This is a genomic window from candidate division KSB1 bacterium (genome assembly GCA_034506335.1).
Taxonomy (GTDB): domain Bacteria; phylum Zhuqueibacterota; class Zhuqueibacteria; order JANLFK01; family Oleimicrobiaceae; genus Oleimicrobium.
Genome location: JAPDPR010000046.1, coordinates 1 through 18,646 on the forward strand (window position 1 = coordinate 1; position 18,646 = coordinate 18,646).

Here is an 18,646-nt window from a genome sequence, read left to right on the forward strand (position 1 = left end):
TTACTCGGCAAGTTCTCATACGGCGGGATTCCAGCGGGACGATCCGCATTTCTATGTCAAGAGTCATCTCTTTCGCGTCCTGCTGGGTGTATTAGCCATGGTGGGCGTGTTCCAGCTTTCCTGGAGGCACCTGGTGAGAGCCCCCTGGACGTTGCTATGGCTTAGCATCGGTCTCCTCGTGCTGGTGTTAGTGATGGGGGTGCGGGTGCATGGGGCCCGTCGTTGGTTGCGCCTTGGCGTGATGGGGTTCGAACCGTCAGAGTTCGCCCGGTTTGCCATGGTGGTGTTTGTGGCAAGCAAGTTAGCGGCGTGGTCACACCTCCGCGACTGGGAGCAAGGAACAGTAGAGCTCGCGAAGGCTTTCGGTGCGACCCTAGTGCTGGCAGGCCTGATCGTGCTGCAGCCAGACATCGACACCGCGGGCTTGATGATTGTTGTGTTTCTACTCATGCTCACCTTTGCCGGCGTAGAGCGGGGCCTGGTGCTGATGTCGTGGACGACTGCGATCTCCTGCGCGGCGGTGTTGATGGTGGTGTTTGGGCATTTCCAGAGCAGAGTAGTCGATTGGTTGGTGTTCCGATTTGGTTGGGGCGAAGCCAGATCGGACGCTCATACGCAGGTGAGTGCCTCACTGGCAGGCTTGGCGAGTGGTGGTCTGGTGAGGTTCAATCCGGGGCAAGGGGACCTCAAGTACAGTTTTCTTCCCATGGCGTTCAGCGATTTCGTGTTTGCCATCGTGGGTGAGGAGTTCGGGCTGGTCGGGGCCTTGGCAGTGGTCGGTCTCTTTGGGGTGGTGGTGTGGCGTGGGATGGAAATCGCTATTCATGCGCCCTCTCAAGAGGCGCGCTTGGTGGCGGCAGGACTGACCACTACCATCGGCTTGTACGCGGTGCTGAACATGCTGGTGGTGACAGGCATGGCCCCGACCAGCGGCTTACCTTTGCCTTTTGTGAGTTATGGTGGCACGGCCATGGTGATGAATCTGGCGGCCGTGGGGGCACTGCTCGCCATCTCGCGCGAGGCTGTGCAAGGGGCAGAAGGCTATTTAACCAGCGCTGGCTATCGGGAGCGCCTGCGGCTGCGAGGATGGGGCGTAAGTAGGCAGACGCGTTCGAGGCGGTTCTGAATCTTCTGAGGCCAAGAGCGGCTCTTGGCAAAAGGCGATGGCCGAACAGAAAGAGGGCCCCAACAGACAAGTCTTCGTGTTCGCGGGCGGCGGGACAGGAGGCCATCTGTACCCGGCCGTAGCTCTGGCCGAAGAACTGCGCCAGCACGTGCCGGAGGCAGAGGTGGTGTTCGTCGGCACCCCGCGTGGCCTCGAGGCGACAGTCTTACCCCGTCTGGGCTGGCCGGTGCACATGATCGCAGTGCGGGGCATGCGCAGGCAGTTAACCCCGGCGAACGTGGCTGTGCCGTTCCGCGCCATGCTGAGCGTCGCGCAATCCCTTGTTTTGCTGCGGCGGTTGCGACCGGCTGTGGTGGTGGGTACGGGCGGCTACGTCAGCGGGCCTGTGGTGGTGGCCGCTTGGCTGCTGCGTGTGCCGCGGGTGATTCAGGAACAGAATGTGCGACCCGGTGTGACAACGTTGCTGTTGGCGCGCCTGGCACACCAGGTGCATGTCAGCTATGAGGAATCGGTGGCCTTTTTCCCCCGGCGAGAGAAGGTGCATGTCTCCGGTAACCCCGTGCGGCGAAGGCCACCGGAGCTTTCGCAGATTGAGGCTCGGCGGCGGTTTGGCCTTTCGCCGGAGCTCCCTACGCTGCTGGTTTTCGGGGGCAGCCAGGGTGCACGGCGAATCAACGAGGCGATGATGGGAGCGCTGCCGGCCCTCATGATGCGGCCCCAGCTGCAGATGATCTGGGGCACCGGGCAGGCCGACTTTGACCGGGTGCGGGAGGTGGCCGCCAGGTTTGGTGAGCGTGTCCTAGTGCGCGCCTACATCGACGACATGTACACCGCGTATCGTGCTAGCGATGTGGCGGTGTGTCGGGCGGGCGCAATCACGTTGGCGGAGCTGGCGCTCTTCGGCTTGCCAGCCCTGCTGGTGCCCTACCCGTTTGCCGCGGGGCAGCACCAGGAGTGGAACGCCAGGACCTTGGCGCAGCGTGGCGCCGCCCGGGTGTTACTGGACGAGGAAACAACTGCTGAACGGTTGATCGTAGAGTTGACGCCGCTGCTTGAGGACCAGGAGGGGTTGAAGCGGATGGGAATGCGGATGGCCGAGCTGGCGCGGCCCGAGGCAGCGGCGCGCATAGTAGCAGCGATTTTGGCGCTGGCGGCTCGTTCCGACACGCACGCAGGGCCACATGGGTGAGAGTGAAGGGTGAGGAAGGGTGCGACTTCCTTCGGCTCGGCCACTGCACAGAATGCTCAAAAGTGAGTCGTGTGCGAGCCGCCACTGCCAAAATCGCGTTATGGCATAGAGAGGGTTGAGCATGCACAGCATGGACTACCGGTTCCGCTACCGCACCGTGTCAGTCCGACGCAAACGGAGATGGCTGGTAATCGGTACCAGGATAGGATTAGCACTCTGGACCGTGGCCCTGTGGGCGGGCCTCCTGCTTCCAGGCTCGGGCAGTTCTCCAGAGTCTGCGCACCAAGCAAACTCGGGCACCGCAGTGGCCGCAAGCGTTGGTATTGCCCGCCCGCAAGGTAGCCGTGGTGACCTGGTGGCACTGAATGCGCTCCGTGAGCTATCAGAGATGCGGCTGCCAAAGGCAACGCCGCTTGCCTATCTCAACTCCACCCGTTTCCCGGTGGATGGGCGAGGGCGACTGCTCTCTCCGGAAGCCATCCAGCGGCGGCGGGACCTGCCCATTGTCACCTGTGCAAATGCCGAAGTGGACCCCGACCGGAATCAGGTTGCGACAAGCGAGGTCTTGGAAGCCTTGCACTTCCTGGCCGTCAGCCAGCAGACCAGCTTGCCGCTGTACTGTCGCATTTCCCAGGTTGCCATAGACCCGAAGCTGGGCATTGTGCTCTACCTTGAGGACGTGGGGGTACCGGTGCTTGTTGGCAAGGGACACGTGAAACGGAAGGTGGCCTACCTTGCCACCGTCCTGCGCCACCTCGACACAGACCAAGGCCTGGCTCATGTCAGGTTCTTGGACCTGCGCCTTGAGGGTCAAGTGGTTGCCAGAATGGAGCGGGGGAGCTAACACCAGCAACTTCCAATCAGCCCAATAGGAGCCCCACGATGGAGTATATAGCAAGCCTCGATGTCGGCACGACGAAGGTTGCCGCCATTATTGCCGAGGTAGACGACGAGGAAAACGTAAACATTGTCGGCGTGGGCACTACCCCGTGCGAGGGCCTGCGGCACGGCATGGTGGTGAACCTGGAAAGGACCGTGCTGGCTATCGCAGAGACGATGGAGAAGGCGGAGCAGATGGCTGGCGTGCAGGCGCCGCCGGTGGTCGTGGGGATTGCCGGCCCCCATATCAGGGGAATTAACGGCCGGGGCGTGGTAGCCGTCAGTGGCCCTGACCGGGAGATCACCCCCACGGACGTGGAGCGGGTGATTGCAGCGGCCCAGGCCATGGCGCTTCCGTCGGACCGCGAGCTCATCCACATCATCCGTCAGGAATTTGTCGTTGATGAACAGCGGGGAATCAAGGACCCTGTGGGGTTGTGTGGAGTGCGACTGGAGGCCGAGGTCTACATCGTGACTGCCGCACTCACCGCATTGCAAAACCTCTGTCGCAGCATCGAAAAGGCTGGTTACCAGGTCGGCGGCGTGGTATTGGAGAGTCTGGCATCGGCCTATGCGGTCATGGCCGAGCAGGAGACAGAGCAGGGCGGCATCCTCCTTGACTTGGGTGGCGGTACCACCGACATCGCGGTCTTTTTTGAAGGGTCGCTTCGTCACACCGCCTCAGTCACCCTCGGAGGGCGCAACGTGACCAGCGACCTTGCCTACGGTCTACGCACCTCGCTGGCAGAGGCCGAGCGCATCAAGGTGGCGCACGGCAGCAGCCACCATCGGGAAGGCGACAAGGAGAGCTTCGTTGAAGTCACCGCCCTGAGCGGTCAGAGCGTGCGCAAGGTGTCTAAAGCGGTGTTGGTGGACATCATTCAGCCGCGCATGGAAGAGATCTTGACCCTGGCGCATCAGGAGGTGCAGAAGTGCGACTATAGCCGCCTGGCCCCTGCGGGGGTTGTGGTGACTGGGGGTGGGGCAACTCTGGAAGGAACGCTGGAACTCTGCGAGGAGATTTTTGGCGCGCCAGCTCGCCTAGGTGTGCCCCAGGGCTTTTCCGGACTGACTGCAGAGGTCCAGAACCCTGCGTATGCCACCGCCGTGGGCCTGATTCTTTATCAAGTCCGCCACCCCGATGAGTACGGCGGATCCTCGGTGGAGGGCCCCCAGAGGTCCACCATACTGCGACGATTATTTGACTGGTTGCGCAGTCGTTGAGCACTTAAGAGCCGAGACAGCAGGAGAGGCCCATGGGCATCAAGAAGTTGTGCGCAAAGGCACGAGAGGAGTCGTCCATGAACCTGACCATCCAATTTGACGAGAGACCAGACCCTGCGGCCAGGTTGCGTGTGGTGGGCGTGGGGGGCGCCGGTTGTAACGCGGTCAGTCGCATGGTGGAAGCGGGCTTGGCAGGCGTGGAGTTCATCGGCCTGAACACCGATGTGCAGGCCCTGGCGCAGTGTAAGGCGCCGGTGCGGTTGCAGATTGGGCGCATGACGACTAAGGGGCTGGGCGCAGGGGCCGACCCAGAGGTGGGCCGGCGCGCCATCGAAGAAAGCCGCGAAGCGGTGGCTGAAGCACTCACCGACTCTGACCTGGTCTTTGTCACCGCCGGCATGGGCGGCGGCACCGGCACCGGTGCAGGACCCATCGTGGCCGAAATCGCCAAGGACCTGGGCGCCCTCACCGTCGCCATCGTCACCAAGCCCTTTGACTTCGAAGGGCTCAAGCGCATGCGGCGGGCGGAGGAAGGGATCGCCGAGTTCAAAGATCGCGTGGATACCCTGATCGTAGTGCCAAACCAGCGGCTTTTGGAAATCGTTCCCAAAGATACGCCGCTCACCGAGGCCTTCCGGCTTGCCGATGAGGTGCTGCTCAATGCCACCAAGGGGATCTCCGATCTGATCATGGTGCCAGGGCTCATTAACCTGGACTTTGCAGACGTGCGCACGGTGATGACCGAGGCCGGCGACGCGCTGATGGGCACAGGGGTGGCCTCAGGCGATGACCGTGCCGTGGCGGCCGCACGCGCAGCCATCAGCAGCCCGTTGGTGGGCGAAACCTCTATCTTGGGCGCAGCGGGCTTGCTGGTGAACGTCACCGGGCCGCCAAACTTGAGCCTCCATGAGGTCTCGACAGCCGCTACGATCATCCGTGATGCTGCTGGCCCGGACGCGAACATCATCTTCGGTGCGGTGCTCAACCCGAAGATGAAGAACGAGGTGCGCGTTACCGTCATCGCCACCGGCTTTGGCCGGCACGCGCGCCCCAAACCTGAGCCGCCCGAGGCGATGTGGCAGGCGAAGCTTCCCTCCAGTCTGGAACCCAGCGAAATCCCCGCTTTTGCCAGGAAGATCGTGGCGGAGGAGCCCGTGAATGGCAATAACGGATTTGAAGAGGCTGAGCAGGCGGAGGAGATGGTGTTTGAAAACGAGCGCGACGAGCCCGCTTACCTCCGCAAGCGCAGGCGTCTTTTCTGAGCTGGAGTGATGAGCAAAGCCACGTGGCAATTTCGCCGGTACGCGGAAAGCTTGTTGAGCGCTGAAGCCTCCACCGTACAGCTGCGGTCCCATGCCGACGTGCACATTGCGCTGGTTTACCCCAACTCGTACGAGGTGGGGATGGCCAATCTGGGATTTCAATCGCTCTACCGCCTCCTCAACGGTTGTGGCGAGACGCGTTGTGAGAGGGCCTTCCTCGGCGAAGGCCCTCTCGCGCGCGAAGTGCGCACGTTGGAGTCGGGCAGGCCACTGCGGGAATTCGACATTGTGGCCTTTTGTCTATCCTTTGAACTAGACTATTTCAACGCGGTGTGGATGCTCCATCTGGCGGGCATCCCGGTGTTATGGCGCGAACGGCGCGAACGCGACCCGCTGGTGCTCGTGGGGGGCACGGCCGTCACGCTCAATCCAGCGCCGATGATGCCCATCGCCGACCTCCTCTTCATCGGCGAGGCAGACGAGGCTGTGGACAAGATTGTTGCCGCTTTTCGAGCAGGACGTGATGCTGGCCGAGGCCGGGCGGGGGTGGTGGAAGCAGTGGGAGGTGTGTCTGGGGTTCTCGCTCCGGCCTCGGTCGGCACGCACCACGCACCAACCGTGTGCCGCCAATACGTTGCCGAGTTGCGCGCACACCCAACTTTCTCGGCGGTAGTGACGCCGGCCAGTCACTACCGCAACATGTTCCTGGTAGAAGTGGGCCGCGGGTGCACCCGCGGCTGTTCTTTTTGCGCCGCAGGCCACATCTATCGACCGAAGCGAGTGCTGAGTGCCGATGAGGTGGAAGAACTGGTCCGGCGTTATATCTTTGCCACGCGGCGCGTGGGCCTGGTGGGCGCCGCGCTCTCCGATTTCCCAGACTTGGACCTGCTCTGCGAACGCCTTGCTGATGAGGGGTATACCCTAGGTCTCTCCTCCTTCCGAATCGACCGGCTCACTCCACGCCTTCTCCGTGCCCTCGCCCGCGCAGAAGTGCACTCCATCTCCCTGGCGCCAGAGGCGGGCTCGGAGCGACTTCGCATGCTCATTAACAAGCGGATCACCGACAGCCACATCGACAAAGCATTGGCTCTGGTTGCAGAGGCACCGCTCGAGGCCCTTCGGCTCTACTTCATGATCGGCTTGCCCGGCGAAACGCACGCCGACCTCGAGGCAATCGTTCGGCTTGTACGCCAAGCGGCAGGAAGATTCCTGAGGAAAGGCACGAAACGGCAAATAACGGTCAGCATTAACGCGCTCATTCCCAAGGCGTGGACCGTCTTTCAATGGGCAGCAGTGCTGGAGCGCAAAGATCTGCAGGAAAGGCGCGCCTATCTTGAGGGAGCGCTGCGCAGGATTCCTGGCGTAAAGGTGCGTCCGAAAAGCGTGCGCCAAGAGCTTCTGCAGGCAGTTCTTTCTCTCGGGGGGCCTGAAGTCGGTGAAGCACTCTCCTTGAAAGTCACAAAGGGGCTCTCATGGCCGCTGGCGTTCGCTGAGGCCGGCCTTGATTGGCGTGCACTGATTCATCAGCCACGCACATTGGAGCAGCGCTTCCCGTGGGACATTGTGGACTCTGGACTGGATCGAGCGCAGCTATGGCGCAGGTGGCACAAGCTGCAGTCCGACGCCCTCTCACCCTCAGCGGGTACGGCATAAACAAAAAGGGCGACTCGGTTGTGTCCGGGCCGCCTTGCTGAAGATCCAATTGGCTTGTTTCGCTATACGGCCTTTTGCACCCGTCCGCTGCGCAGACACCTGGTGCACACCCGCATACGCTTGGCGCCACCGTCCGTCTTCACCCGCACAGTCTGCAAATTGGGAAGCCAGCGACGCAAAGTAACGTTGTGCGCGTGACTGATGTTGTGGCCAACCGACGGGCCTTTTCCGCATATCTCACACCTTCGTGCCATCAAATAACTCCCATTTGGTCATCTGTCCTCGCGATTCAACGGGCCTTAATTATATAAAAGTATTTGGCAAAAAGCAACAAAAAAGATATTGCAACTTAGCGGGCAAAATCATATATTGCCCACCTATGGCAATCGCCGGCGTGGAACTGGACGGAAAGGCGGTGTTGGCCCCGATGGCGGGCCTCTCGGATGCCCCATTTCGGCGCTTGTGCCGCGCTTTTGGCGCGGCATTGGTTTTCACCGAGATGGTGAGCGCCCATGGATTGGTGCGGAAGAACGCCAGAACTTTGGACCATCTGCGTTTTGGGGAAGAGGAGCGTCCCATAGGGGTGCAGCTGTTTGGGGCCGACCCCGGGGTCATGGCGGAGGCTGTGGCGATCGTGGCGCAGTTCCGCCCGGAGCTCATCGATCTGAACTTCGGGTGCCCGGTGCCAAAGGTGGTGCGCCAGGGCGCGGGGGCGGCGCTGCTCAGAGACCCGGCGCGCGTCGCGGCCATCTGTCGGGCAGCAGTGGCTGCCTCCCCCATACCGGTTACGGCCAAGGTGCGCTCCGGCTGGCATGACGACACCGATGCGACGCGGCTCGCGCGCCTGCTTGCCGATTGCGGTGTGGCGGCCATTACCGTACACGCGCGTACCAGGGCGGCCATGTTCCGGCACAGCGCCGACTGGAGGGTCATCGCCCGGGTCAAGGAAGCGGTGGCAGTGCCGGTGATTGGCAATGGCGACGTGGTGGACGCCGCATCGGCACAGCGGATGCTGAAGCAGACCGGCTGCGACTTGGTCATGGTAGGACGAGGCGCCTTGGGCAACCCTTTCATTTTCGGCCACATCAACCAGGTCCTGGCCGGTGGGGTGGAGACACCGCCCCCCTCTCCTGCTGAGCGCATCCAAGCCTGTCTGCGGCACCTGGCGCTGGCCGCTGCGCACCACCCTGAGGAGGTTGCTGTGGTGCGCATGCGCCAACACCTGGGGTGGTATTTGAAGCGCATTCCTGGCACAAAGGCGCTGCGCTCCAAGGTGATGAGCATGAAATCCGCAGCGGAGGTGCGGGAGGCCCTTCTCTCTTGGCTCGCAGAAGCGCACCAGGGCCACGTCGCGCTGGTCAATGGGGGGTGAGTGAGTAGTTAGGTTGGACAAGCATGGAGGGTGTATGGCGAGGAAGAAGCGTGTCCTCATCATGGGTGCTGCTGGTCGTGATTTTCATAACTTCAATGTGTGTTTTCGAGAGTCTAAAGACACAGAAGTAGTGGCCTTCACTGCCACCCAGATACCCGACATCGAAGGACGCATTTATCCACCTGAACTGGCCGGCCCCTCATACCCACGAGGCATCCCAATCTATCCAGAATCAGAACTCGATAGACTTGTTATTGAAAACCAAGTGGACGAGGTTGTTTTCTCCTACAGTGACGTTTCGCATGAGTATGTGATGCACAAGGCCGCGCAGGCCAATGCTGCTGGGGCCGGCTTCGTTCTGCTGGGTGCACGGGCGACAATGCTGCAGAGCAAGGTGCCTGTGGTGGCCATCTGCGCGGTGCGCACCGGTTGCGGCAAGAGTCAGACTACCAGGCGCGTGGCGGACATTTTGCGCAGGATGGGAAAACGTTTGGTGGTGGTTCGCCATCCCATGCCCTACGGCGATCTGAGGAAGCAACGCATACAACGCTTTGCTACGTACGAAGATCTCGACCGGCACGAATGCACCATTGAGGAGCGCGAGGAGTACGAGCCGCACCTGGACCGTGGCACCGTGGTGTATGCCGGGGTCGACTATGCGGCCATTCTGGCCGAGGCGGAGAAGGAAGCTGACGTGATTCTATGGGATGGGGGAAACAACGACATTCCGTTTTTCAAGCCGCAGGTGCACATCACGGTGGTAGACCCGTTGCGCCCCGGGCACGAGGTGACCTACTACCCGGGCGAAACCAATCTGCGCATGGCGGATGTGGTGGTCATTAACAAGGAAACCACCGCGGCCTTTGAGGACATCGAGACGGTCCGGGCCAATATCGCCAGCGTCAACCCGCGTGCCGTGGTGGTGGATGCCGCCTCGCCCATTACGGTGGACAAGCCGGAGCTTATTCGGGGCAAGCGGGTGCTGGTGGTGGAAGACGGTCCCACGCTGACCCATGGCGAGATGAGCTACGGCGCGGGGGTGGTGGCCGCGCAGAAGTACGGCGCTTGCGAGCTGGTGGATCCCCGGCCGTTCCTCAAAGGGAGCTTGGTGGAGACCTTTGCCAAATATCCAGAAATTGGCTCCGTGCTGCCGGCGATGGGGTACGGAGCGAAGCAGATCAAGGACCTTCAGGCGACGATCAATGCGTGCGACTGCGACGTGGTGATCGTCGGCACGCCCATTGATCTGCGGCGCGTGGTGAAGATGAAGCATCCTGCAGTGCGCGTGCGCTACGAGCTGCAGGAGATCGGTTCGCCCACCCTGGAGGAGATACTCAAGGAAGTGCCGGCCCTGCAATCGGGGAACTGACTGCAGGCCAGCGCAAGAGCCAAAGGGGGTGCGTATGGGAGCTGACAATGGCAAAATCGCTGTGGTCGCCCTGGGCGGAAACGCCATCACCCGGGAGTTTGAGGAGGGCAACATCACGCAGCAATTTGCCAACACGCGGCGCAGCCTCGTCGGAGTGGCGGACCTCATTGAAAAAGGTTACCGGGTAGTAGTTACACACGGGAACGGGCCCCAGGTCGGCAACGCGCTGATTCGAGTGGAGGAGGCCCGGCATCTGGTTCCTCCGGTACCGCTGGGCGTGATCGTGGCCGACTTGCAAGGGGGAATGGGCTACATGATCGAGCAGTCGCTCCAGAACAAGCTCATCAAACGTGGCATCAATCGGCAAGTGGTGACTGTCGTTACGCAGGTCATCGTCGATCGCGATGACCCCTCCATCCTGAACCCCACAAAGTTCGTGGGCCCATTCTACCACGAGCATGAAGTAGAGGAGCTGATGCGCACCCGTAACTGGGTCATCAAGCGCGACCCAGGGCGGGGTTTTCGCCGCGTGGTGCCCTCTCCTCTGCCCAGGGCGATCGTGGAGAAAGAGTGCATTAGGCGCCTCGTGGAATTGGGGTTTGTGGTCATTGCAGCCGGTGGCGGGGGCATTCCCGTGTACGTGGAGGAAGATGGCACGCTTGAGGGCGTGGACGCGGTCATTGACAAGGACCGGGCCGCAGCGGTGCTAGGACGCGACCTCGGCGCCTCTGAGCTCTACATCCTCACCGGCGTGGACAAGGTGGCCCTCAACTTCGGCACGCCCCACCAGCAGGACTTGAACGAACTCACGCTGGAGCAGGCCAAGAAGTACCTGGCCGAGGGGCACTTTCCGCCAGGGAGCATGGGGCCCAAGATCGAGGCTGCCATCGACTTCTTGCAATGGGGGGGAAAGCTGGTGGTGATTACCTCTATCCAGGGCATGCCTGATGCCCTGGACGGGTTGACCGGCACGCGAATAGTGCCATGAGAGATGGAACGGGAGCACTCAAATGAGCGAAGAGGACAACGAGCAAGGAATTCAGATTCGCATCAACAAGAGGTTTTGCAAGGGGTGTGGCATCTGCGTGGAGTTTTGTCCACAGAATGTATTGGCCATGGAGCGGAACTACCCGGTGGTGGTCAATTTGGAGGCATGTACAGCTTGTCAGCTGTGCGATGCGCGCTGTCCGGACTTTGCCATCACTGTGGTCGGGCAACGGCGCAAGAAGAAGGTGGCCTGACGAACCGCGAGAAGAATGGGAAAGGAAGGGTCAATGCAGGGACAGAAGCGCCCCAGGATTGAGGTGATGACCGGCAACGATGCCTGTGCCGAAGGTGCGTTGGCGGCAGGGCTCAGGTTCTTCGCCGGCTATCCTATCACCCCATCGTCTGAAATTGCCGAGATTCTCTCCTACCGATTGCCGCAGGTGGGCGGGGCTTTTATACAGATGGAAGACGAGATAGGTGCGATGGGGGCAGTGATCGGCGCCTCGCTTGCCGGCGCGAAGGCGATGACTGCGACCAGTGGACCAGGTTTCTCTCTCAAGCAGGAAAACATCGGCTACGCAGCCATGGCCGAGGTGCCCTGCGTGATCGTCGATGTGCAGCGCGGCGGCCCCAGCACTGGCCTGCCCACCTTGCCTTCGCAAATGGACGTCATGCAGGCCAGGTGGGGTACGCATGGGGACCACGAGATCATCGCCCTGTGTCCCTACAGCGTGCGGGAGACCTTTGATTTGACGGTGCGCGCCTTCAATCTTGCCGAACGCTTCCGCACGCCAGTCATCTTGCTGATGGATGAGATCATTGCTCATGTCAACGAGAAGGTGGTCATGCCTGAACCAGGCGAGATCGAAGTCTACGAGCGCAAAATGCCCCACTGCCCGCCCGAGGAATTTCTGCCTTACAAGTTCACTGAGGACGATATCCCGCCCATGGCCAGTTTCGGCACGGGTTACCGCTTCCACGTGACCGGCCTCTGCCACGACGAGACGGGTTTTCCCACCAATGACCCGGTGCAGATTGATCGCTTGATCAGGCGGCTGAATCGCAAGATCTCGCGCCACCGTGACCTGATCGTGGAGGTGGCGGAGGACCAGCTCGAGGATGCGGAGATTGGGGTGGTAGCCTATGGCTCTACGGCACGTGCGGCACGCCGGGCGGTGGCCCTTGCGCGCCAGGAGGGGATTCGCGTCGGCCTCCTCCGACCCCTGGTGCTCTGGCCCTTCCCTGACAAAGAAGTGCGTGCCCTGGCCGAGAAGGTGGACCACATCATCGTGCCGGAGCTCAACATGGGTCAGGTGGCCCATGAAGTCGAGTGGGCAGCTTGCGGCAAAGCAGCCGTCCACAGGCTGAACCGCGTTGACGGCGAGCCCATCCCACCGCAGGACATCCTGCAGGCGATCAAGGAGGTGGCCAGATGATCGACTACACCAAGTATTTGCGGATAAGCAAGTTCCCCCTCATCTGGTGTGCGGGCTGTGGCAACGGTATCGTCTTGAAAAGCATCCTGCGCGCCATCGACAAGATCGGTTGGGCCAAAGACGAGATCTGCATGGTGTCAGGGATCGGCTGCTCGAGTCGCACGCCAGGCTATGTGGACTTTAACACCCTCCACACCACGCACGGTCGTGCAATCGCCTTCGCCACAGGCGTAAAGATGGCCAAGCCGGAGCTGCACGTGATCGTGGTCACAGGTGACGGCGACGCCACGGCCATCGGCGGCAACCACTATATCCACGCTGCGCGACGCAACATCGACATGACGGTGGTCATCTTCAACAACAATATCTATGGGATGACCGGTGGACAAGTTTCTCCCACCACACCTATGGGGATGAAGGCCAGCACCGCCCCTTATGGGAGTGTAGAGGCCTCTTTCAACATCAGTGGGTTGGCCGAGGCGGCCGGCGCAAGCTTCGTGGCACGCGGCACTGTCTACCATGTGTTCCAGCTTGACAAACTCATCGAAAGGGCGTTGCTGAAACGCGGTTTCTCGGTGGTGGAGGTCCTCACGCCGTGTCCCACCGCTTATGGCCGACGCAACCGTATGGGCACCGGCGTGGATATGATTCGCTGGCAAAAGGAACATACCGTGAGCGTGCAGGAGGCGGGCAAGTTGACCCCAGAGCAGCTGCAGGACAAGATCATCACCGGTGTGTTCGTGGATGTGGATCGGCCGGAGTACGTGGAGACCTACCAGAAGCTGGTGCAAAGTCTGCGTGAGCGGGCGCAGAAGCATTAAAACCCACTCACGTTGCGCTGGAGTGCAGGAGGTGCGAAGATGGCGTTTCGCTATGAAATACGCTTGAGCGGAGAAGGAGGGCAGGGGTTGGTCTTGGCGGGAAAAATCTTGGCCGAGGCCGCCGCTATCTACGATGAAAAGAACGCAACACAGAGTCAGTCATATGGCCCCGAGGCGCGCGGTGGGGCCAGTCGCTCAGAGGTGATTATTGCCGACGAGGAGATCGATTATCCCAAGGCCACGCGCCTTAATCTGCTTTTGGCCCTCACCCAGGAGGCCTGCGACAAGTATGTCAAGGACCTTCTGCCCGAGGGCATCCTCCTGGTGGATGAAGAAGCAGTGGAGCGCGTGCCCGAGGGGAGCTTCAAGGTGTACCGCGTGCCCATGGTGGCCATTGCCGAGCGGGAGACGGGACGGGCGCTGGTGGCCAACATCGTCGCCTTGGGCATTATCACCGCGATCACGGGCGTGGTGAGCCAGGGCGCGATGGAAGCAGCCATCCGCGCGCGCGTGCCCAAGGGTACCGAAGAGCTTAACCTGAAGGCCTTTCACGTCGGCCTGCAGGTGGGAAAGACATTGCTAGGCAGCTGACCAGCAAAACCTACTGAGCGGCTACTGTGAGCGGTGGAGTGGAGGCATGGAACGGACTTTGGCTATTCTGAAACCGGACTGTGTAGAAAAGCATCTGATCGGCAAGGCAATTGCTGCCATGGAGCAGGCGGGCTTTAGGCTTGTGGCCCTGAAGATGACCCACCTTTCGCGGCCGGTGGCGGAAGAATTCTACGCCGTGCATCGGGGCAAGGCCTTCTTCCAGGAATTGGTGGAGTACATGACTTCGGGCCCGTGTGTACCGCTGGTCCTGGAAGCCCCAAATGCGGTGGAGAAGTTCCGGGAGCTCATTGGCCCCACAGACCCACAAAAGGCCCCCAAAGGAACACTGCGCGGCGACTTTGGGGAAAGCATTCGGCGCAACTTTGTGCACGGCTCTGACTCTGTTGAAAACGCCGCCAGGGAGATTTCCTTCTTTTTCAGTACTGAGGAGCTCTTGCGGGCTGAGAGCGGGCTCTGAACGCCAGCACCCCAGTAAGCCCAGGCATGGCCGAGGCAAGACGGGAGAAAGCCAGCCACCGCCGGTCGCTCTTCAGCACAACCCAAGAAGTGAAGAGGTTGTGGGCTCCGAGTAAGGCGACCTTCCTTGCCCGACGCGCCAACATCGCCTCTTGACAAACCCTGGTGGTGCTGCACGGTCCCTCCCCAGAGAAAAGCCCGAGCCGGAACCGTCAGTACCTGCTTTTTCGGCCTTCCGAGGGGGCAGAAGGTGAACGCCGTTCATTTTTCTCGCGTCTCGGGAGGGGGAGAGATGGAGAGTGTAGGGCCTTGAGAGACAAGGGGTTAGGTATGCTGACGGAGGCTGAAGCTTCCGGGCGGGGGAATTTTGTGCTTGACAATGAAGGCAATTATTGGTAAATTTGCAGTCAAATTTTTGGGGTGAACCCATGAAAATCTTTATTGGCGACCTGGACGAGGCCGTCAGGCCGGTGGATTTGGAGTCGAGTAGTGATGCGCTCGACCTTGAGGACTACACCCCTTACCGCGGCCTGGTGGGCGTCCATGGTGGCATCAACAAGATAGGCAGCGAGGTTTATCTGCGGGTGCGAGTCAGCGGTCACGCCCTGGCTACCTGCGATCGCTGCTTGACTGTTTTTGAGCGCACCTTTGCTGAAGAGTGCCTGTGGATTTACACCCCGGAGCCGGAGCTGGTCGCCCAGGAGCAGGAGGATGTGTACCTTCTTGCTCCCGGTCAGACCGAGATCGATATCGCTCGCGAGGTGCGGGAGACATTGATCGTCATGCTGCCGATCAAGATGCTGTGCTCAGAGGACTGCAAGGGGCTCTGCCCCCATTGTGGTGTAAACTTGAACTATGAAACGTGCACCTGCCAGTTTGAAGAGATTGACCCGCGGTGGGCAAAGCTGGCAAAGTTTCGGGGCGTACAAGAGTAACGGAAAGGGAATTGGGAACAGATGCCACTACCAAAGAGACGTCATTCGCGCTCGCGCAGGGATAAACGTCGCACGCATTGGAAGGCGGCGGCTCCTACGGTGAGCAAGTGTTCGAACTGCGGCGAGCCCAAGGAGCCGCACCGTGCATGTCCGAGCTGTGGCTACTATCGAGGGCGGTCGGTGTTTCTGCCGCGCGAGGCTTAGGCTGGTGGCTTGACCTGGGTGGCGCATGGAGCAGCGACGGACGGTCCGCGTGGCGCTGGATGCCATGGGGGGCGACAATGCCCCGGCCGACATTGTGCACGGAGGCGTTGAGGCGGCACGTGCCGCGCGCGGTGAGTGCGAAATTGTCCTGGTGGGCGATGAGGCACAGATTCGACGTGAGCTTGGGCGACACTTTCGCACCGCCGAGCTGCCCATCCGGGTGCACCATGCGTCGCAGCGGATAGAGATGGCGGAGTCGCCAGCTGCTGCCCTGCGGGCCAAGCGCGATGCCTCGATCGCGGTGGCCATGCGCCTGCATCGGCAGCGGGCAGTGGACGCGGTGGTGACCGCTGGCAATACAGGCGCGGCCATGGCTGCGGCGGTGTGGAATCTGGGGCGTTTGCCAGGAGTCGCCCGCCCGGCACTGGGCGCGCTTCTGCCGCATTTGGAAGGCGCAACCCTGTTGCTGGATGTGGGGGCCAATGTGGACTGCAAGCCGCACCACCTGCTGCAATTCGCTCTAATGGGCGCGATCTTCTATCGCCATGTGCTGGGCCGCACCGAACCGCGCGTGGCTTTGCTCAGCGTGGGGGAAGAGGACTCTAAGGGGAATGCAGCTTCCCTGGCTGCCCATCGTCTGTTGCGCAGGAGCAAGCTGAACTTTGTCGGCAACATCGAAGGCGGAGATGTGCTCAAGGGCGGCGCAGACGTGGTGGTCTGCGACGGCTTTGTTGGCAACATTCTGGTCAAGTTTGCGGAAAGCGTTGACCGCCTGTACCGCTCCATTTTGCGGCGCAAGATCGGCAAGCATGCGCTGCGTCAGCTGGGCGCTTTCCTTCTTCAGCCCACCTTCGAAGGATTGCGCAAGATCTTTGACTACCAAGAGTATGGCGGAGCCCCCCTGCTGGGAGTCGACGGTGTCTGCATCGTGGGTCACGGGCGCTCCACCCCCCGGGCAGTGAAGAATGCGGTGCGCGAAGCGATAAGAATGGTGCGGGAACGAGTGAACGACCATATTGCGATGGAACTGCAGCAACTGTCGGGAGAACGAGTTGGCTAAGCAACCCCAATCGATGATCACCGGTACCGGGATGTCGGTACCGGAACGGCTTCTCACCAATGCAGACTTGGAAAAGATTGTCGAGACCTCCGACGAGTGGATCAAGGAGCGGACCGGCATGGAGGTCCGCCATGTGGTCACCGACGGCGTGTACACCTCTGATCTGGCCACTGAGGCGGCCCGCCGTGCGCTTGCTGATGCCGGCCTCCGTGCTGAGGAGATCGACGTCATAATTTTGGGCACGGTCACCGGCGACGTGGGCTTCCCCTCGACCGCATGCTTTGTCCAAGAAAAGCTGGGCGCCACCAACGCCGCGGCATTTGACATCGCCGCTGCCTGCTCTGGCTTCCTTTATGGCCTTGCCTTGGGTGATGCCCTCATCGGCACCGGGCAGGCAAAACGCGTCTTGGTAGTGGGCGCCGAGACTCTGTCGCTCATCACCGATTATGAGGACCGCGCCACCTGCGTGCTTTTTGGCGACGGCGCCGGTGCAGCGGTGTTGGAGCCCGCTCAGGGCAACCGGGGGGTGCTGGGCACCTACATGAAAAGCGATGGACGCCTGAACCACCTTCTGTACATGCCTGGCGGCGGGGTCAAGCACCGCCCCTCGCCAGAGACCATCAAGGAGCGAATGTTCTTCATCAAGATGGAAGGGCGGGAGGTTTTCAAGTACGCCGTGACCGCCATGGGCGATGCCGCCGAAATCATTCTGCAGCAGACCGGACTCCAGAGTGATCAGGTGGACCTGCTCATCCCGCATCAGGCCAACCGGCGCATCCTGGACGCCACCGCCAAACGGGTTGGCATTCCTCAGGAACGGTTGTTTGTCAATGTGGACCGCTATGGCAACACTTCCGCTGCAAGTATCCCCATCGCCCTTGATGAGGCACGCAAATCGGGCCGCGTAAAGGAGGGGGATGTGGTGGTACTGGTCGCCTTCGGGGCCGGATTTACCTGGGCCTCGGCTGCCGTGAGGTTGTAGGCGGCACCTCGGGTGAATCGCCTACGAGGGCACGTTCCGAGTCGTGGAGCGGGGAGGGTACCATGAGTGAGCGTCAAATAGCCTGCCGTGTGATTCTTCTCGTCGCGCTAGTCCTGAGCCTCCACTGCGCGGCGCCGCGCGTGTCGGTACCAGTCACCAAGCCTGCCCAGGTGGACATTACCGGCATCAAGAGCATCGCGATTGTGGACTTTATCGGCCCGGAGAACTCGGGCGCCATCGCCGGCAGTATGTTGACCGCCCGCCTATTCGAGAGCAAGTTCTTCCACATCGTGGAGCGGGAGAAGGTGGTCCAGATCCTGGAAGAGCACAAGCTGGCCATGGCCGGCATTGTGGATGCCTCGACCGCCAAGGAAGCAGGACGCCTGTTGGGGGTGGACGCGCTCATCTTCGGGGAGGTGACCGCCTACTCGTTGGAACCGGACCAGGTGGGCACCGAGAAAGTGGAACGGAAGGTGGGCACTGGCCAGTATCGCACCGTGCGCCGCGGCAACAAGGAGGTGCGCGAGGAGATCATGAAGACGGTGCTTGTGGACCAGGAGTACCGCATCAGGCGCGGCGCAGTGGGGGTCACCTTTCGCATGGTGAAGGTGGAAACTGGCGAGCTGGTGGCGGTCAAGGCCAGCACTAAGACCTATGACAGTGGCAAGGTAGTGGCGGGACGCGGTACGCTCAAGCCGCGGGAGCAGATCCTCAAAGACCTCTTGGCTGAGGCGGTGGAGGAGTTTGCTAGGCAAGTGGCGCCTTACGTAGTGGTGGAGCGCCGAACCGTGCTGGGCGGCAAAGGGATGCTGGACCTAGGCAAGAAGTACGCGCAAAAGGGACTCTGGCAGGAGGCGCGGGATGCCTTTGTCCAGGCAGTAGCCGCTGAGCCCAGGAATTCGGCTGCTCACTACAATCTGGGTCTTGCCCACGAGGTTCTGGGCAATCTGGACCAGGCCGAAGCTGAGTACCAGCGCGCCATCAAGCTCGAGCCCAAGGACCTCTACGTTGATGCCTTAGCCAGGGTGCGGGCGGCACGCGGTGAGGCAGAGCGTTTGCGGAAACAGATCGAGCACTAG

The 18,646-nt window shown here is 61.3% G+C and carries 20 protein-coding genes; 19 read left to right on the top strand and 1 reads right to left on the bottom strand.

Annotation, left to right across the window (positions count from 1 at the left end; all coding sequences use genetic code 11):
- The 6 genes from ONB25_12115 to ONB25_12140 form a co-directional block, all read left to right on the top strand.
- The coding region (locus tag ONB25_12115; protein ID MDZ7393630.1) for an FtsW/RodA/SpoVE family cell cycle protein at window positions 1–1,126 on the top strand (1,126 nt) is incomplete at its 5' end.
- 37 nt (window positions 1,127–1,163) lie between these two features.
- Window positions 1,164–2,315 carry an undecaprenyldiphospho-muramoylpentapeptide beta-N-acetylglucosaminyltransferase gene (gene murG / locus ONB25_12120; protein MDZ7393631.1) on the top strand — a complete coding sequence of 384 codons (1,152 nt, stop codon included), beginning with the start codon at window positions 1,164–1,166 and terminating at the stop codon, window positions 2,313–2,315.
- 121 nt (window positions 2,316–2,436) lie between these two features.
- On the top strand, window positions 2,437–3,159 hold the full coding sequence (locus ONB25_12125; protein MDZ7393632.1) for a cell division protein FtsQ: 723 nt from the start codon (window positions 2,437–2,439) through the stop codon (window positions 3,157–3,159).
- Window positions 3,160–3,197: 38 nt separating this feature from the next.
- A complete protein-coding gene (ftsA, locus tag ONB25_12130) occupies window positions 3,198–4,418 on the top strand; it encodes a cell division protein FtsA (GenBank protein MDZ7393633.1) in 1,221 nt (406 codons plus the stop codon).
- A gap of 32 nt (window positions 4,419–4,450) precedes the next feature.
- Window positions 4,451–5,680: a cell division protein FtsZ gene (ftsZ, locus tag ONB25_12135; GenBank protein MDZ7393634.1), complete on the top strand. Its 1,230-nt coding sequence runs from the start codon at window positions 4,451–4,453 to the stop codon at window positions 5,678–5,680.
- Between the two features lie 9 nt (window positions 5,681–5,689).
- Window positions 5,690–7,333, top strand: coding sequence for a B12-binding domain-containing radical SAM protein (locus tag ONB25_12140; protein ID MDZ7393635.1), 1,644 nt, complete (start codon window positions 5,690–5,692; stop codon window positions 7,331–7,333).
- Window positions 7,334–7,395: 62 nt separating this feature from the next.
- Here the strand turns inward: ONB25_12140 and rpmB are convergent, their stop codons facing one another.
- Window positions 7,396–7,587, bottom strand: a complete 192-nt coding sequence (gene rpmB, locus ONB25_12145; GenBank protein MDZ7393636.1) for a 50S ribosomal protein L28 — start codon at window positions 7,585–7,587, stop codon at window positions 7,396–7,398.
- Between the two features lie 125 nt (window positions 7,588–7,712).
- Between rpmB and dusB the strand changes: the two genes are divergently transcribed.
- The 13 genes from dusB to ONB25_12210 all read left to right on the top strand — a co-directional run bounded on the left by dusB (window position 7,713) and on the right by ONB25_12210 (window position 18,646).
- Window positions 7,713–8,705 (top strand): tRNA dihydrouridine synthase DusB, encoded by a 993-nt coding sequence (gene dusB, locus ONB25_12150; protein ID MDZ7393637.1) that lies wholly within the window; start codon window positions 7,713–7,715, stop codon window positions 8,703–8,705.
- 34 nt (window positions 8,706–8,739) lie between these two features.
- Window positions 8,740–10,074, top strand: coding sequence for a cyclic 2,3-diphosphoglycerate synthase (locus tag ONB25_12155; GenBank protein MDZ7393638.1), 1,335 nt, complete (start codon window positions 8,740–8,742; stop codon window positions 10,072–10,074).
- Between the two features lie 34 nt (window positions 10,075–10,108).
- A complete protein-coding gene (gene arcC, locus ONB25_12160; GenBank protein MDZ7393639.1) occupies window positions 10,109–11,062 on the top strand; it encodes a carbamate kinase in 954 nt (317 codons plus the stop codon).
- A 22-nt stretch (window positions 11,063–11,084) separates the two neighbouring features.
- Complete coding sequence (locus tag ONB25_12165) at window positions 11,085–11,315, top strand: 4Fe-4S binding protein (protein MDZ7393640.1); 231 nt, start codon at window positions 11,085–11,087, stop codon at window positions 11,313–11,315.
- A gap of 33 nt (window positions 11,316–11,348) precedes the next feature.
- The gene (locus tag ONB25_12170; protein MDZ7393641.1) at window positions 11,349–12,497 is read left to right on the top strand and encodes a 2-oxoacid:acceptor oxidoreductase subunit alpha; all 1,149 of its coding nucleotides are present in this window, start codon (window positions 11,349–11,351) and stop codon (window positions 12,495–12,497) included.
- Complete coding sequence (locus ONB25_12175; GenBank protein MDZ7393642.1) at window positions 12,494–13,318, top strand: 2-oxoacid:ferredoxin oxidoreductase subunit beta; 825 nt, start codon at window positions 12,494–12,496, stop codon at window positions 13,316–13,318. Before ONB25_12170 ends, ONB25_12175 begins: the two co-directional genes overlap by 4 nt.
- Before the next feature lie 39 nt (window positions 13,319–13,357).
- Complete coding sequence (locus ONB25_12180; protein ID MDZ7393643.1) at window positions 13,358–13,909, top strand: 2-oxoacid:acceptor oxidoreductase family protein; 552 nt, start codon at window positions 13,358–13,360, stop codon at window positions 13,907–13,909.
- 46 nt (window positions 13,910–13,955) lie between these two features.
- Window positions 13,956–14,387, top strand: coding sequence for a nucleoside-diphosphate kinase (gene ndk, locus ONB25_12185; GenBank protein MDZ7393644.1), 432 nt, complete (start codon window positions 13,956–13,958; stop codon window positions 14,385–14,387).
- Window positions 14,388–14,814: 427 nt separating this feature from the next.
- Window positions 14,815–15,321: a DUF177 domain-containing protein gene (locus tag ONB25_12190; GenBank protein MDZ7393645.1), complete on the top strand. Its 507-nt coding sequence runs from the start codon at window positions 14,815–14,817 to the stop codon at window positions 15,319–15,321.
- A 21-nt stretch (window positions 15,322–15,342) separates the two neighbouring features.
- The gene (rpmF, locus tag ONB25_12195) at window positions 15,343–15,525 is read left to right on the top strand and encodes a 50S ribosomal protein L32 (GenBank protein ID MDZ7393646.1); all 183 of its coding nucleotides are present in this window, start codon (window positions 15,343–15,345) and stop codon (window positions 15,523–15,525) included.
- Window positions 15,526–15,550: 25 nt separating this feature from the next.
- The gene (plsX, locus tag ONB25_12200; GenBank protein ID MDZ7393647.1) at window positions 15,551–16,585 is read left to right on the top strand and encodes a phosphate acyltransferase PlsX; all 1,035 of its coding nucleotides are present in this window, start codon (window positions 15,551–15,553) and stop codon (window positions 16,583–16,585) included.
- A 13-nt stretch (window positions 16,586–16,598) separates the two neighbouring features.
- Window positions 16,599–17,567 (top strand): ketoacyl-ACP synthase III, encoded by a 969-nt coding sequence (locus ONB25_12205; protein MDZ7393648.1) that lies wholly within the window; start codon window positions 16,599–16,601, stop codon window positions 17,565–17,567.
- 62 nt (window positions 17,568–17,629) lie between these two features.
- Window positions 17,630–18,646 (top strand): tetratricopeptide repeat protein, encoded by a 1,017-nt coding sequence (locus ONB25_12210; protein ID MDZ7393649.1) that lies wholly within the window; start codon window positions 17,630–17,632, stop codon window positions 18,644–18,646.

What these genes read in the sequence shown, in the direction of transcription:
- rpmB (MDZ7393636.1), bottom strand. Translation starts at nt 7,587, where the DNA reads ATGGCACGAAGGTGTGAGATATGCGGAAAAGGCCCGTCGGTTGGCCAC.
- ONB25_12175 (MDZ7393642.1), top strand. Translation starts at nt 12,494, where the DNA reads ATGATCGACTACACCAAGTATTTGCGGATAAGCAAGTTCCCCCTCATC.
- ftsA (MDZ7393633.1), top strand. Translation starts at nt 3,198, where the DNA reads ATGGAGTATATAGCAAGCCTCGATGTCGGCACGACGAAGGTTGCCGCC.
- ONB25_12125 (MDZ7393632.1), top strand. Translation starts at nt 2,437, where the DNA reads ATGCACAGCATGGACTACCGGTTCCGCTACCGCACCGTGTCAGTCCGA.
- ONB25_12140 (MDZ7393635.1), top strand. Translation starts at nt 5,690, where the DNA reads ATGAGCAAAGCCACGTGGCAATTTCGCCGGTACGCGGAAAGCTTGTTG.
- ftsZ (MDZ7393634.1), top strand. Translation starts at nt 4,451, where the DNA reads ATGGGCATCAAGAAGTTGTGCGCAAAGGCACGAGAGGAGTCGTCCATG.
- ONB25_12180 (MDZ7393643.1), top strand. Translation starts at nt 13,358, where the DNA reads ATGGCGTTTCGCTATGAAATACGCTTGAGCGGAGAAGGAGGGCAGGGG.
- ndk (MDZ7393644.1), top strand. Translation starts at nt 13,956, where the DNA reads ATGGAACGGACTTTGGCTATTCTGAAACCGGACTGTGTAGAAAAGCAT.
- ONB25_12170 (MDZ7393641.1), top strand. Translation starts at nt 11,349, where the DNA reads ATGCAGGGACAGAAGCGCCCCAGGATTGAGGTGATGACCGGCAACGAT.
- plsX (MDZ7393647.1), top strand. Translation starts at nt 15,551, where the DNA reads ATGGAGCAGCGACGGACGGTCCGCGTGGCGCTGGATGCCATGGGGGGC.
- ONB25_12210 (MDZ7393649.1), top strand. Translation starts at nt 17,630, where the DNA reads ATGAGTGAGCGTCAAATAGCCTGCCGTGTGATTCTTCTCGTCGCGCTA.
- ONB25_12155 (MDZ7393638.1), top strand. Translation starts at nt 8,740, where the DNA reads ATGGCGAGGAAGAAGCGTGTCCTCATCATGGGTGCTGCTGGTCGTGAT.
- ONB25_12165 (MDZ7393640.1), top strand. Translation starts at nt 11,085, where the DNA reads ATGAGCGAAGAGGACAACGAGCAAGGAATTCAGATTCGCATCAACAAG.
- ONB25_12205 (MDZ7393648.1), top strand. Translation starts at nt 16,599, where the DNA reads ATGATCACCGGTACCGGGATGTCGGTACCGGAACGGCTTCTCACCAAT.
- dusB (MDZ7393637.1), top strand. Translation starts at nt 7,713, where the DNA reads ATGGCAATCGCCGGCGTGGAACTGGACGGAAAGGCGGTGTTGGCCCCG.
- rpmF (MDZ7393646.1), top strand. Translation starts at nt 15,343, where the DNA reads ATGCCACTACCAAAGAGACGTCATTCGCGCTCGCGCAGGGATAAACGT.
- murG (MDZ7393631.1), top strand. Translation starts at nt 1,164, where the DNA reads ATGGCCGAACAGAAAGAGGGCCCCAACAGACAAGTCTTCGTGTTCGCG.
- ONB25_12190 (MDZ7393645.1), top strand. Translation starts at nt 14,815, where the DNA reads ATGAAAATCTTTATTGGCGACCTGGACGAGGCCGTCAGGCCGGTGGAT.
- arcC (MDZ7393639.1), top strand. Translation starts at nt 10,109, where the DNA reads ATGGGAGCTGACAATGGCAAAATCGCTGTGGTCGCCCTGGGCGGAAAC.